Origin of the sequence: Flavobacterium johnsoniae (assembly GCF_030388325.1) — a bacterium.
In the GTDB taxonomy this organism is placed as follows: Bacteria; Bacteroidota; Bacteroidia; order Flavobacteriales; family Flavobacteriaceae; genus Flavobacterium; species Flavobacterium johnsoniae_C.
The window spans coordinates 2,858,051-2,872,597 of the sequence record NZ_CP103794.1 but is presented as its reverse complement, the minus strand read 5'-3'; the positions used below and the strand labels follow the sequence as shown (position 1 = coordinate 2,872,597).

Here is a 14,547-nt window from a genome sequence, read left to right as displayed (position 1 = left end):
TTGCGAACTTTGCGGTTAAGCCCACAAAGTTTGGCAACTTGAAACTTTAAACCTGAAACCTGAAACAACAAAAAATGGAAATAAAACTTTTTTGCCCAGCAACTATCGCCAACCTCTCATGCGGATTTGACGTATTGGGACTTTGCTTAGACAATGCGGGCGATGAAATGATTGTTCGAAAAGTCGATCAAAAAGGAGTTCGAATCACTAAAATTGTCGGTGCCGATTTACCTTTGGAAACCGAAAAAAACGTTTCTGGAGTTGCAGCTTTGGCGATGTTGGAAACTTTAGACGAACTAGATTTTGGATTCGAAATCGAAATTTATAAAAACATCAAAGCGGGAAGCGGAATCGGAAGCAGTGCGGCAAGTTCTGCCGGAGCGGTTTTCGGAATTAATGAATTATTAGGAAGACCTTATTCTCGTAAAGATTTGGTTCAGTTTGCGATGCAAGGCGAGAAATTAGCCAGCGGAAACGCACATGCCGACAACGTTGCTCCTGCCCTTTTAGGCGCTTTTACTTTGGTAAGAAGTTATTCGCCTTTAGATATTATACGAATTGACAGTCCGGAAGAATTATATGCAACGGTTGTTCATCCGCAAATTGAGTTAAAAACATCTGACGCTCGTTCGGTTTTAAAACAAAACGTTTCCCTAAAAAGTGCTATCACGCAATGGGGTAACGTAGGCGGATTGGTTGCAGGTCTTTATACTAAAGATTACGATTTGATCGGAAGATCACTTCACGACGAAATTGTTGAACCCGTACGAAGCGTTTTAATTCCAGGTTTCGATCAAATCAAACAAACGGCTTACGAAAACGGTGCTTTAGGTTCTGGAATTTCAGGTTCTGGCCCGTCGATTTTCGCTTTAAGCAAAGGAAAAGAAACCGCCGAAAAAATCGCAAAAGCCATGAGCGACGTTTACGAAAAAATGAATTTACCGTATGAAATTCACGTTTCGAAGATTAATCCAGACGGTGTAAGAATTTTGTAGAAAAGTATTAAGTACGAAGAATTAAGTATTAAGACAAAGTTTGTCAGGCTGAGCGATCCCGACGCTTCGGGAGAAGCCCGCGCATAGTAAGTCAAACCCAGTTTGTCATTTCGAGGAACGAGAAATCTCCACGAGAAGCTCGACAAAGATTGGCTCAACGTTGCAGAGTTACTTGCGAAGATTTCTCGTTCATCGAAATGACAAACTTTGAGGATTTACGTTATGTCAATCCGTTGCGGGGCTTCGACTCCGCTCAGCCTGACAAAACGAAGAGATAATTAAAAATAAAAAACAAAAGCTACAAGCAAGCATAGGAAAAAGCCTAAAGCGTATTGCTTATAGCCTAAAGCCATAGAAATGAAATACTACAGTTTAAACCATAATGCCCCAAAAGTTTCTTTTCAGGAAGCTGTTATACAAGGATTAGCAACTGATAAAGGATTATATTTTCCAGAAAGTATTATACCGCTTGATCCTTCTTTTTTTGAGAAAATCGAAAGTTTAAGCCACGAAGAAATCGCTTTTGAAGCGATCAAACAATTTGTTGGAGATGAAATTCCAGCAGAAAAACTAAAAGAAATCATTGCCGAAACTTTAGTTTTTGATTTTCCTGTTGTGAAAGTCGAAAACGGAATCTATTCGTTAGAATTATTCCACGGGCCAACAATGGCATTTAAAGACGTTGGAGCGCGTTTTATGTCGCGTTGTTTGGGCTATTTTAATAAAGATAAAAAAGACGCTAAAAACACAGTTTTAGTTGCAACTTCCGGAGATACAGGCGGAGCCGTTGCGAGTGGATTTCTTGGTGTTGACGGCGTTGATGTTGTGATTTTATATCCGTCAGGAAAAGTGAGCGACATTCAGGAAAAACAATTGACTACTTTAGGACAAAACATTAAAGCGCTTGAAGTTGACGGTGTTTTTGACGATTGTCAGGATATGGTAAAAAAAGCGTTTTTGGATGAAACTCTGGCGCACAAAAACCTGACTTCTGCCAATTCGATTAATATTGCCCGCTGGTTACCGCAAATGTTTTATTTCTTCTTTGCTTACAAAGCGTTGAAAAGCCAAAACAAACCTTTAGTTTTCTCTTGTCCAAGCGGAAACTTTGGAAATATCTGCGCTGGAATTATGGCAAAGAAATTAGGTTTGCCAATTGAACATTTCGTAGCGTCTACAAACGTAAACGATACAGTACCAAGATTCTTAGAAAACGGAAAATACGATCCAAAACCTTCTAAAGCCACAATCTCTAACGCCATGGATGTTGGAAACCCAAGTAACTTTATTAGAATTCAGGAATTGTACAATAATGACTTAAAAGCTTTCGAAAAAGACTTCTCATCTTATAGTTATACTGATGAAGAAACGCTTGAAGCTCTAAAGAAAATCTACAAAACAGACGGTTATATCGCAGAACCGCACGGCGCTGTTGGTTATGTAGGTTTGAAAAAAGAACTGGAAAAACACCCGAACGCCATTGGTATTTTCTTAGAAACGGCGCATCCTATTAAATTCTTAGATGTTGTTGAACCTGCTTTGGGTATTACACTTCCGATTCCTGCTCAGATTGAGAGTGTTATTAATGAGGAGAAAGTTAGTGTAAAGATTGGGACTTATGAGGAGTTGAAGAGTTTCTTGGGGTAATCAATTATATTATCATAAATAAAACGGCTGAGACTTATTTCAGTCGTTTTGTTTTTTTGAGTCAATCCATACCTTCTAAAATATTCTTTTTGATTTTTTTTTCTTACAAAAAACAGAATCAATTATTCTACATAATTTAAAATTTAGCAAAAAACCATATATTTGAAAAGTAAGAAAACTAAACAAGTTATATGCTACTTTTAAAAACGCGAGATGAAACAATTTGACAATATCCAAGATGGAGCCTATGGAATGCTCTACGAATGTGTAGACCTTCTAAACAGTTTAAATGTAGAATATATAGTAGTTGGAGGCTGGAGCCCATATCTCCTAAACTCAAAACCAATTATCCATCCTGGAACGAAAGATGTAGACATTTTATTCAATGGTGCTTATAAAAAAGATAAATTAAAAGATGTCATATTAGCTTTTTTAGAAGCTGGATTTATACTTTCGGCAAAACATGATTTCCAACTATTTAAAGAAATTGATGTATGTGGCAAAAAATTTATTTACAACATGGATTTACTTCATCCACTAGAAACACTCAAAACTAAAGAAATATACGTTGAGCACATTGAATTTGAAATTCCTATAGATAAATATTTAAGTAAAAATTTTGCAATGAAATCTATTGCTTTGCCAAGTTCACAAATATTATTTGACAATAAATACTATAAAAACTATAAATTAGATATTGACCAACTAAAACCGATCGAATTCCCATTAATGAATGAAGTTGGAACATTATTAACCAAATCACAAAGTGTTCTAATCGAAAAAAGATATAGAGATTCCTTAGACATTTATTTAGCGATTAGTCAAAATCAGGATTATAAGGATTTTATCAAAAAACTAGTCAAATTAAAAAGTAAAAATCCAGATGCTTTCAACAATCTTTATGGTGTTCGTCAAGCTTTTGAGGAATTAAAGTTATTTATAAACTCAAATAGATTTCATCAATTTGATAAAACAGAATTTGCTAATACGATGACTTCATTTATGAAAGAAATCCAGTTAGATAAATTGGCAACACACTAAAGCAGGATATAACAGCGGGTAAAAAATAGCTTTAAAATAAAAAGGCTAGAAAATAAATTTCGTAGCCTTTTTTATTTTAACAATGAATATTATGTTTTTCAAAATTTTTCATTGCAATATTTATGAATTTAGAAAACGTTTTTTTTCTTTCGCTCCATTGTTCTAGATGCTCTATTATAGTTTCTTCTGATTTTGTTTTTTTATTTTCAATAATAAAATCAATCGTTGATAATAATTCTAATCCGAATGAAGAATAAAATCCATTTAAAAAACTTTTAGTATTCTCTGTAATTTCTTTGTATTTTTTATTCTCAGGTAAATTTAGAAAATCTATAATTTCATTTTCAGTATTAGCCCGAAGTGCTATTTCTTCAAATGGTTTTTTATCTTTAGAACTGTATCCTGTTATATAACTTCCATTCAAATAATACAATACATGTTTAACCTTCCCAGAATATGGACCATAAAAATTTGCAGAAAATTCTAATTTAAAATTGTCTTTTGCTCCAAATTTTTGCAAAAAGTAAGCTATTTTTTCAGCAGCAAATTCTGAAACAAATTCACCATTTCTAACCAATTCAAAAAGCACAGACAATAACATTGCTCTTGCGGGTGTTAACTTTACCCTTTCCTTTTTTAGGACTTCTTCTATTGCGTCGTTCGGTTGAAAAATTGTTATTTCAGAATCAACATCCTTTAAATAATATTTCATTAATCGGCTCACTTTATCCCAATCTAAACCGCCATTTCCTGCTCCTAATGGAGGAATTGCAATAGATTTAATATTTCTACTCTTAATAACATTAACAAGTTCTATCATACCTTTTTCTACGTAACTATACTCTGAAGGCTTTCTCCAATCAGTCTTAGTCGGAAAATTAATAATTATTTTTTTTCCTCCAAGTAATGATTCCTCCTCAGTTACTAATAGTTCTCCTATATGAAACTCATTGTTCTTACAAGCCTTTGCGTAGATTTTATAATTATTTGGAAATTGATTTTTAAATTGCAATGCAATTCCTTTACCCATAACGCCAACTGTGTTTACAGTATTTACTAACGCTTGAGCATCGCTATCCAATAGGTTTCCTTTTATAAACTTGAGCATATTAAAAATAGTATTCGCTTTTTATTAAAATTTTATCATTTGGTATTCCTAATTGCAAAAGTCTATTTTTTGCATTTTGATTATAAACGGCATATAATCCGATCGCCTCGTAAGGAATATCATTTTCAACAAGAAATTCCGCTTCTTTTCTTCTCTTTTTATCTAAATCCTTAGGATCATTCCAATAAGGATCTTTTATTACCTTTAAATCAATAATTTCATCAATAGTTGAAATTTCATTTGGAAGATGAAAACTACTCAAACAATTTACTGCATGACCATCTGTAAAAATATAATCTAATTTAAAGTTTATTATTTGAGCAACAGATGTAATACAATAAATTACATTTTCTGCTGAAGTTGCTTGAACTCCGTTAAATCCATTTTGCATAACATATAGCATTGGCATCCTACACCAAAAATAAAACGGTATGTAATCCTTTAATGTTTTTCCATTAATATGAATAGGAAATGAATTACGATTATTAATTAAACTCCCATCTCCAATCGCTTTGTAATTTTTATTAGCGTTAATAGAATTTATTTTAGTGATTCCATATTCCAACACATGTTCCATATTATCAATATGCAACATCCGAAAAAGATAAATTTTATTTAAATCAATCACAATATTAGAATTTCATCAAACGTACTTAATTCAGTTTACTTTTCAAAGAAACTTTGCAATGGATTTAAAATATTGCAAAAATATTCAACACCAGAGAAATTTAATAATATAAAAAAAATTACACTCATACAGGCACAAGCGTTCTCTGCACATGCAACTAAAGATTAGCAAATTAGTAAAACGCTGACGAGCGACACGCTCGCGCCAGCAAATAGAAACCTATTGATATTGGAAAGCCTCGAGTTAATCAGCAACCAAAAAAGTAGCCAAAACCCCTTTATGATCTGAGGGCCATATACCGCTTGGTTTTAAAAAAGTATCTCCGTCGGGAGTCTCCACTCCTTTTCCTTTAACAACACTCCCCCGCTAGCGCGAGCGTCCCGCTCGTGAACACAAAGAAATTCAAAAGCCAATTGGAACGTTCACGAGCGAGACGCTCGCGCTAGCAAATACTGCTTATTATTTTTTTATATCTTTAAAAAATCTAATAACACACCCAAATTCTATGAAAAAAACATTAATTTCATTTCTTTTAGTTGGATTTTTAACTGCTTACGCTCAAGAATCAAAACCAGATTCAAAACCGAAAACACCTTCTGCAAAAGAAGAAAACTCACCTGCTAACCTTACTTTCAATCCAGATTCTCAAGTTACCACCAACCATACAACTACCATAAAAGGTCAAAAAGTTTCTTATAAAGCTACTGCAGGTACAATGCCTGTTTGGGATGAAGACGGAAAAGCAATGGCTGGATTATTCTATACTTATTATGAGCGTTCTGATGTAAAAGACAGCGATTCAAGACCTTTAGTGATTTCATTTAATGGTGGTCCAGGATCTGCTTCAGTTTGGATGGAGATTGCTTATACGGGTCCGAAATTGTTAAATATTGATGAAGAAGGATATCCTTTGCAACCTTACGGAATAAAAGAAAATCCTTATTCTATTTTAGATATTGCTGATATTGTTTTTGTAAATCCTGTAAATACTGCTTACTCAAGAGCGACAAGCAAAGATATACCTGCTTCAAAATTCTTTGGCACAAATGCCGACATTAAATACTTAGCCGATTGGATCAATGGTTTTGTAACCCGATCTAATCGTTGGGCTTCACCAAAATATCTAATTGGAGAAAGTTATGGTACAACAAGAGTTTCGGGCTTGGCGCTTCAATTGCAAAACAATCAATGGATGTATCTTAACGGAGTAATTTTAGTATCTCCTACTGATTTAGGAATCACTCGTGGAGTTGTTTCTAATGCTGCTCTTAAATTGCCATATTTTGCAGCTACTGCTTGGTATCATAAAGCACTTAGTTCAGATCTTCAAAACAAAGATTTAACTGATATGTTACCTGAAGTTGAGAATTTTACCATCAACGAACTTTTACCTGCTATTAGTAAAGGTGGATCTTTAGAAGAACAAAAAAGAAAAGAAATTGCTGCTAAAATGGCACATTATTCTGGTATTTCGGAGAAAGTTATTCTACAGAATAATTTAGATGTTCCTAATGATTATTTTTGGAAGGAACTGTTGAGAGATAAAGGTTATACAGTCGGAAGACTAGATTCAAGATACAAAGGTATTGATCGCAAAGATTCTGGTGATAGTCCAGATTTTAATGCAGAACTTACTTCTTGGTTGCATTCGTTTACGCCTTCTATCAATATGTATCTGCGCAATAATTTGAATTACAAAACTGATTTTAAATACAATATGTTTGGTTCTGTACATCCTTGGGACAGATCTAATGATAAAACAGGAGAAAATCTAAGACAGGCGATGGCACAAAATCCATATTTACATGTAATGGTGCAATCAGGATATTATGATGGTGCTTGTGACTATTTTAATGCGAAATATGATTTATGGCAAATGGATCCGAGCGGAAGACTAAACGATAGAATGTCATGGAAAGGTTACAGAAGCGGTCATATGATGTATTTAAGAAAAGCCGATTTAGAAACTGCAAATGAAGACATTAGAACATTTATAAAACAATCGTTGCCTAAAGTTGGCGAACCGGCAAAATATTGAGTATAATTTCTTTTCCCACAACAAATACAAAATCAATTGCCTCCAGCTTTAGCTGGAGGTTTATTTTTAAATTAAATTCGGCTTTAGCCAAAAAAAGTTAAAGATTAGGCTGAAGCCATTTTTCTAATGTAATTTTGTTCTATTCAATTTTATAAAATACATTTCATTTTAGTACCTAATGATTACAAAAGCATTACTCGAAGACATTCCAGCATTAACAACTTTAATAAATTCAGCATACAGAGGAGAAACCTCTAAAAAAGGCTGGACAACCGAAGCGCATTTACTAGAAGGAAAAAGAACCGACGAACAGGAAATGAAAGAAATCTTTCTTGATCCAAAAAATACGATTCTGAAATTTACAGAGAATGACAAAATTATTGGTTCGGTTTTATTGGTTGAAAAAGGAAATCAATTGTATTTAGGAATGCTGACCGTTTCGCCTGAACTTCAAAACAGCGGAATTGGGAAAAAGCTTTTGGCTGAAGCCGAAAATCATGCTAAAACACTTGATTTATCTAGTATTATTATGACAGTTATTTCGGTTCGTGAAGAACTTATTGCGTGGTACAAACGTCACGGTTATGTTGACACAGGCGAAAGAGAAGCTTTCCCTGAAAGCGAAATTCATGTAACGATTTCAGAAGAACCTTTGGAGTTTATCTATTTAGAGAAGGTTGTTTAGTTTTATTTGTTTCAGGTTTCAGGTTTAACCACAAAGTTTCCATATAGTTTGTCATTTCGAGGAACGAGAAATCTTCGCAAGTAACTCCGCAATGAGAGTCCAATCTTTGTAGAGCTTCTCGCGAAGATTTCTCGTTCCTCGAAATGACAATATTGCACATAAATGCATGAAAGAAAATCTTAGAATCTTAGTATCTCAGAACCTCTTTTTAAAGTACAAGCTCTTCAAACAAACGTTGGATCGTTTTCTCCAAATCCTGAGTCAAACCTGGATGAGGTCTTGAAGTTTGAATAGCTGAACTTCTAATTGCCGTTAACCATCGAAAACGCTCTGGAATCTCAAACTCAGCAATTGGACCGCCGTCTTTGGCGCCGTTTGCGATTTTTTCCAGTGAAGTTAAATTGCATTCTAATTGTTCGATGTCGAAATCGGCAGAAAGTGCTTGTATTTTTTCTTTATTAAGATGAAAAAGAACCTTTATAAATTTGGCTTTTTTGCAAAACAAAATGATTCCGATATTCAGGAATTCTTCGCGCTCTACCCTTGGCACAACACGAATCACAGCATATTCGTATAAGTGATTATCTTGCATTTTGAGCCTGATTTACAAATATTTCTGAATTCTCTAATCTTGTTTTTAAGAACTGCAAATAAACGTTTCTCAATCGTTCCGGCGTTTCATCTGCATCTTCCCATTGAAGCCAATCTTCTGGAATCGTATTTACAATTTCTTCTAAAATTTCTGGTGTTAAAATCGCTTTAAACTCGACATCAACTTCTTTTAAAAGCGAAGCTTGTGGCAATAAAACGTGATCTTTTATCAATGCAAACGGACTTTTAGCATGCTGTTCCCAATTGTTCCAAGAATGATGAAAATACAAGCAAGCGCCGTGATCAATAAGCCATAATTCTTTATGCCAAATCAGCATATTGGTATTTTTAAAAGTTCTGTCTACGTTGGTGATATAAGCATCCAGCCAAACAATTTGCGATGCTAATTTTGCATCAACAGTCGTTACCGCAGGATCAAAAGTTATTGCCCCTGATAAAAAGTGAAGTGCGAGATTTAATCCCTGACTTCCTTGCAGTAAATCCTGAATTTCTTCATCAGCTTCGGTTCTTCCGAAAGCTTCGTCGAGATTTGCGAATACTAATTCTGGTAATTGGAGTTTTAAGGCTTTTGCAATTTGTCCGCCAACTAATTCTGCTATGAGGGCTTTTACGCCGTGTCCGGCACCTCTAAATTTTAATACATATTTAAAGTCGTCATCGGCTTCTGCCAAAGCTGGTAAAGAACCGCCTTCGCGCAGCGGCGTTATATAACGCATGACGTTTACTGTTCTAAGATCGAAGTTGTTTTTCATTTTTTTAAGATTCTAAGATGCTAAGAAACTGAGTTACTAAGTTTCTAATCTTTGATACTACAAACTTACAATTTTTGATTTTTTTATTGAGTGAAATTTTTAACGCAGAGAGCACAAAGATTTTTCGCAAAGTTCACGAAGTTTTTTTGAGTTTGCTTTGCTTTTTAAGTTCGCAAAGATTTAATTACAAAGTATTGCATTAAGCTTGTCACCCTGAGCGAAGTCGAAGGGACGCCAGTAGCTCGACGAAGAAACTAAACTTTGAGCAATATCTTTGCGTTCCTTCGACTTCGCTCAGGGTGACAAAAATGAGAACAAAGCTTTGAGAACTCAAAAAGCAAAGCACTTTAAAAACTTCGTGAACTTTGCGAAAAAACTTTGCGAGCTTTGCGTTAAAAATTACTTTTCTAAACTCAAAAAAGCTTTTCCTAAATTCTTGATGATATCTGAGGCTATGAAGGATTCATAACCTGTTTTTGGTAAAGCTAAATCTGCTGTTAAACCATGAAGATAAACTCCGAATTTTGAAGCGTATTTGGGTTCATAGCCTTGTGCTAAAAGACTTGTCAGGATTCCCGTTAAAGTGTCGCCGCTTCCTGCGGTTGCCAAAGCCGCGTTTCCAGTTGTATTTTCGTAGACTGAAGTTCTGTTTATAATGAATGTTGGCGCTCCTTTCATAACGACAATAACTTTATATTTTTCTGAAAAAGCGATTGTTTTTTGAAATTTTTCAGATTCTGAATTCCATTTGCCAATCAAGCGTTCTAATTCTTTTGGATGAGGTGTTAAAATGGTGTCTTCTGGAACCAATTCTAACCAAGATAAATTTTCTGAAATAATGTTTAAAGCGTCGGCATCGAGAACTAAAGGCGCTTTGTTGATTCTTAAAAATTCAAATAAAGCTTTTTGTGTTCCGAGTTCTTTTCCGATTCCTGGGCCAATTCCAACGGCTTGCGGAATTAATGGCAAATGAATATTGGTGATAAAATTGGTGTTTTCGTCCGTAACGGTCATTACTTCGGGAATCGAGATTTGAAGAATCTGATAACCGCATTTTGGTATAAAAGTCGTCACGAGTCCGCAACCTGATTTTAGGCAAGCTTTTGAGGCTAGAACCGCCGCTCCTACTTTTCCGTAACTACCGGCGATAATTACGGCGTGACCTTGTGTTCCTTTGTGTGCGTGCGGATTTACAGGTTTGTAAATTTTTAAGATTTCTTCTTTGGTGATTAAATTCGGAGACTTCATTTAGCTTCTTTTAGTTGTTGCAGTTAATTTTTAAACACATAGAATCATAGTTTTATTTTGCGTATAAAGGCGTTTCACTTGTTTAAATAAACATAGCTAAACTTGAAAAAGCATGATTTTATACTAAAATTACATAAAAAATTGAAATCACGAAGTTATCTTTTTAACGGTCACCCCTAGCCCTGATAGTAGCGGCATCCTTTTTGTTTTTTCTTTAAAAACAAAAAGATATAGCGGATAGCAGGAAATAGCTCCTAATTATTGCGAAATTTATAATTTAAGGCATCCAAATTAGATATTTTTTGAATAGATTTGCAGAACAATTTTATAAAACAACACAATGAAAAATACTGCGCTTACGCACATACATGAAGGTTTAGGAGCAAAAATGCTTCCTTTTGCTGGTTATAACATGCCAATTACTTACGAAGGGGTTAATGCTGAACACGAAACGGTTCGTAATGCTGTTGGCGTTTTTGACGTTTCTCACATGGGAGAGTTTTTGTTAACTGGTCCGAATGCTTTGGCTTTGATTCAGAAAGTGACTTCAAATGATGCTTCGACTTTGACAATTGGAAGAGCGCAATATTCTTGTCTTCCAAACAACGAAGGCGGAATTGTTGATGATTTGATTATTTATAAAATGAAAGAAGAAGAGTATTTACTTGTTGTAAATGCTTCGAATATTGATAAAGATTGGAACTGGATTTCATCTCACAATGATTTAGGTGTTGATATGAAGAATCTTTCTGACGAATATTCTTTGTTAGCAATTCAAGGTCCAAAAGCCGTTGAAGCAATGCAATCTTTGACTTCTGTTGATTTGTCTGCAATTACTTATTACCATTTTGAAGTGGGAGATTTTGCAGGTTTTAATGATGTAATTATTTCTGCTACTGGATATACTGGTTCTGGAGGTTTTGAGATTTACTGCAAAAACGCAGATGCTGAAGCTATTTGGAATAAAGTTTTTGAAGCCGGAGCTTCTTTCGGAATTAAACCAATTGGTCTTGCGGCACGTGATACTTTACGTCTTGAAATGGGATTCTGTCTTTATGGAAATGATATTAATGACACTACTTCTCCGCTTGAAGCTGGTTTAGGATGGATTACTAAATTTACTAAAGATTTTACTAATTCTGAAGCTCTTAAAAAACAGAAAGAAGCGGGAGTTACTAGAAAATTAGTTGCTTTTGAAATGCAGGAACGTGCGGTACCAAGACAAGACTACGAAATTGTTGACGCTTCTGGTGAAGTGATCGGAATTGTAACTTCTGGAACTATGTCGCCTTCTATGAATAAAGGAATTGGTTTAGGATATGTAACTGTTGCAAATAGCGCTGTTGATAGTGATATTTTTATCCGAATCAGAAAAAATGATGTTGCTGCTAAAGTGGTAAAGTTACCTTTCTATAAAAAGTAATTTTTTTTAACTCATATATTTCAAAAAAGCATTACCGTAAAAAGTAATGCTTTTTTGTTTTAAAGCCGTTTTTTATAATTTGTCGTTTCAACGGAAAAAAACTTTTGGTTGTCGATATTTAAAGAAAAATACGGTATTTTCTAAAAAATTTAGTGTAACTTTAATGGTAAACATTGAATTTCCGTTTATGAAAAAGGTTTCACTACTCCTATTTTTGCTGACATCAACTTTCATTTTTGGTCAGAACAGTGCAGAAACTTGTGAAATATTAAACAAAATAAATGCCCTTGTTCAAGCGGAACATTTTAGACCAAAACCTGTTGACGACAGCTTATCGGTTTTCGTTTTTGATAATCTCATTAACGAATTAGATCCTTCGCGTAACATTTTTTTGAAAAGTGAATATGACGAAATGGCCAAAAAATATCGCTATAATTTAGATGATTTAATTCTAAAAAACGATTGCAGTTTTCTTAGCGAAATCAAAACTACTTATACAAATGGTCTTTTGCGGACTAAAAAAGTATTAGAAAAAATTCAGACTTTACCGATTGATTACGAAAAAAAAGACACGATACGTTTTTACAAAAAGTCTTTTGCTTTTTACCTTAAAAAAGAAGACATAGAAAAAGTCTGGATTAAAAAATTACGTTATCAGATTTTAGATGATATCGCCGAAATGAGCGACAATTTAGATTCTTTAAAAACCAATTTTAAATCTATTGAAGCTGTTTCAAAAAATAAGATTGTAACCAACGAAATATGTCGTTTTAGCACTTTATTAGAAAGCAATACAAAACAGGAAGAAAAATTATATAATTTCTTCTGCACATATTTTGACCCGCATACTGCTTATTTTAGCGATGATTCTAAAAACAGTTTTATGGCTTCTTTGTCTAAAGAACATTTATCGCTCGGAATGACCGTTAACTTGAATGAAAAAAACGAAATTATTATTGATGAAGTTGATCCTAAAGGTCCGGCTTATCAAACTGGACAGGTAAAAAAAGGAGATCAAATTATTTCTATTTCCAATCAAAAAGAAACTTTACAAGTTTCGTGCGCCTCATTAGAATCAATTTCAACTATGATTTTATCTGAAACTAACAAGCATATTACGCTGACTTTGAAACGAAATTCAGGTAAAAGTTTTGATGTTTACATTGAAAAACAGGTAATGAAAGACGAAGAAAATTCGGTTTTCAGTTTCATGATTGGCAAGGAAAGTAAAGTTGGATATATCAAAATTCCAAGTTTTTATGCCGACTTAGACGGAAATAGTCAAAAAGGCTGCGCTGATGATGTTGCTCATGAAGTGATAAAATTAGTAAGAGATAATATGAAAGGTCTTGTTATTGACCTAATTGATAATGGCGGAGGCTCGATGGAAGAAGCGATAAAATTAGCCGGAATGTTTGTAGATTCTGGACCGATTTCTATCGTGGTTGATAATAAGAAAGACAAAGCTGTAATTAACGACCCTATAAAAGGCGTTATTTACAGAGGCCCGATTGTTGTTTTAGTGAATAGCAACACGGCTTCGGCGAGCGAGTTTTTTGCATCAACTATGCAAGATTACAATCGCGCTTTATTATTAGGAAGCAATACGCTCGGAAAAGCAACTATGCAGACTATTCTTCCGCTTGAAGAAGACAAGAGTACAGATTTCTTAAAAATTACAATCAATAAATTTTACAGAATTACAGGAAAAAGCCATCAATATGTTGGCGTAACACCAGATGTTGTTCTTCCAGAATTTTATGAAGATATTTATCAGAAAGAAGGCGATTTTCCAACAGCTATGAAAAATGACAGCATTGAGCCTTTTTTGAAGTATAGAACATACGTAAAACGCAATATGATTGATAAAATCGCTAAAAATAGTTCTGCAAGACTTGCTGACAATTATTTCTTTAATAATATCAAGAAAGTTAATCTTAAAATAGATCAGCTTATAAATACTCCAAAATCAGAACTTCCGATGACCTTGGATGCTATTTTTAAACAGAAAAAGACTTTTGATGCTCTTTGGACAGAGATTAACACGTTTAATGATGAAAACAATCCGTTAGATATTTACAATTCCAGCATTAATCAGTTTTTATTAGGAGCTTATCCAACAGACAAAACAATTAATCAGTATCAAATGGACAATCTTAAAAAGAATCCTTATCTCAATGAAGCTGTAAATATTATCAATGAATTTAACAGCGGGGCTAAATAGATTTGTTTTAGGTTTTCAAGTTTCAGGTTTAACCGCTAAGAACGCTAAGATTTACGCAAAGTTCGCTAAGAAAATTTAAGCTAAGTTTTAGAAAATAGAAAAGTTCGCAAAGTAATATCCACATAGCTTTGCGAACTTTGCGTTTA

Annotated in this window: 12 protein-coding genes; 7 read left to right on the top strand and 5 right to left on the bottom strand. The window is 34.1% G+C overall.

The features are described 5' to 3' along the window. Window positions 1-74 precede the first annotated feature (74 nt). The 3 genes from NYQ10_RS12510 (at window position 75) to NYQ10_RS12500 (ending at window position 3,683) form a co-directional block, all read left to right on the top strand. Window positions 75-995 carry a homoserine kinase gene (locus tag NYQ10_RS12510; RefSeq protein WP_289876669.1) on the top strand — a complete coding sequence of 307 codons (921 nt, stop codon included), beginning with the start codon at window positions 75-77 and terminating at the stop codon, window positions 993-995. A gap of 357 nt (window positions 996-1,352) precedes the next feature. Next, window positions 1,353-2,642, top strand: a complete 1,290-nt coding sequence (thrC, locus tag NYQ10_RS12505) for a threonine synthase (protein WP_289876668.1) — start codon at window positions 1,353-1,355, stop codon at window positions 2,640-2,642. Between the two features lie 213 nt (window positions 2,643-2,855). Then, complete coding sequence (locus NYQ10_RS12500; RefSeq protein WP_289876666.1) at window positions 2,856-3,683, top strand: hypothetical protein; 828 nt, start codon at window positions 2,856-2,858, stop codon at window positions 3,681-3,683. A gap of 76 nt (window positions 3,684-3,759) precedes the next feature. Here NYQ10_RS12500 and darG read toward each other — a convergent pair whose 3' ends face one another. Then, on the bottom strand, window positions 3,760-4,791 hold the full coding sequence (gene darG / locus NYQ10_RS12495) for a type II toxin-antitoxin system antitoxin DNA ADP-ribosyl glycohydrolase DarG (RefSeq protein WP_436836291.1): 1,032 nt from the start codon (window positions 4,789-4,791) through the stop codon (window positions 3,760-3,762). A 1-nt stretch (window position 4,792) separates the two neighbouring features. Continuing rightward, entirely contained in the window at window positions 4,793-5,419 is a 627-nt protein-coding gene (darT, locus tag NYQ10_RS12490) for a type II toxin-antitoxin system toxin DNA ADP-ribosyl transferase DarT (RefSeq protein WP_289876664.1), read from the bottom strand. A gap of 505 nt (window positions 5,420-5,924) precedes the next feature. Between darT and NYQ10_RS12485 the strand changes: the two genes are divergently transcribed. Then, the gene (locus NYQ10_RS12485) at window positions 5,925-7,457 is read left to right on the top strand and encodes a S10 family peptidase (RefSeq protein WP_289876663.1); all 1,533 of its coding nucleotides are present in this window, start codon (window positions 5,925-5,927) and stop codon (window positions 7,455-7,457) included. 178 nt (window positions 7,458-7,635) lie between these two features. Beyond that, complete coding sequence (locus NYQ10_RS12480) at window positions 7,636-8,142, top strand: GNAT family N-acetyltransferase (protein ID WP_289876662.1); 507 nt, start codon at window positions 7,636-7,638, stop codon at window positions 8,140-8,142. A gap of 208 nt (window positions 8,143-8,350) precedes the next feature. Here NYQ10_RS12480 and NYQ10_RS12475 read toward each other — a convergent pair whose 3' ends face one another. From NYQ10_RS12475 to NYQ10_RS12465, 3 genes are all read right to left on the bottom strand, one after another. Further along, window positions 8,351-8,734, bottom strand: coding sequence for a DUF3037 domain-containing protein (locus NYQ10_RS12475; protein WP_289876661.1), 384 nt, complete (start codon window positions 8,732-8,734; stop codon window positions 8,351-8,353). Beyond that, on the bottom strand, window positions 8,724-9,506 hold the full coding sequence (locus tag NYQ10_RS12470) for a HipA family kinase (RefSeq protein WP_289876660.1): 783 nt from the start codon (window positions 9,504-9,506) through the stop codon (window positions 8,724-8,726). Before NYQ10_RS12470 ends, NYQ10_RS12475 begins: the two co-directional genes overlap by 11 nt. Window positions 9,507-9,905: 399 nt before the next feature. Then, complete coding sequence (locus NYQ10_RS12465; protein ID WP_289876659.1) at window positions 9,906-10,754, bottom strand: NAD(P)H-hydrate dehydratase; 849 nt, start codon at window positions 10,752-10,754, stop codon at window positions 9,906-9,908. A 340-nt stretch (window positions 10,755-11,094) separates the two neighbouring features. Between NYQ10_RS12465 and gcvT the strand changes: the two genes are divergently transcribed. After that, window positions 11,095-12,177, top strand: coding sequence for a glycine cleavage system aminomethyltransferase GcvT (gcvT, locus tag NYQ10_RS12460; protein ID WP_289876658.1), 1,083 nt, complete (start codon window positions 11,095-11,097; stop codon window positions 12,175-12,177). A 187-nt stretch (window positions 12,178-12,364) separates the two neighbouring features. Next, window positions 12,365-14,401 carry a carboxy terminal-processing peptidase gene (locus NYQ10_RS12455; protein ID WP_289876657.1) on the top strand — a complete coding sequence of 679 codons (2,037 nt, stop codon included), beginning with the start codon at window positions 12,365-12,367 and terminating at the stop codon, window positions 14,399-14,401. The last annotated feature ends 146 nt before the right edge of the window (window positions 14,402-14,547 follow it).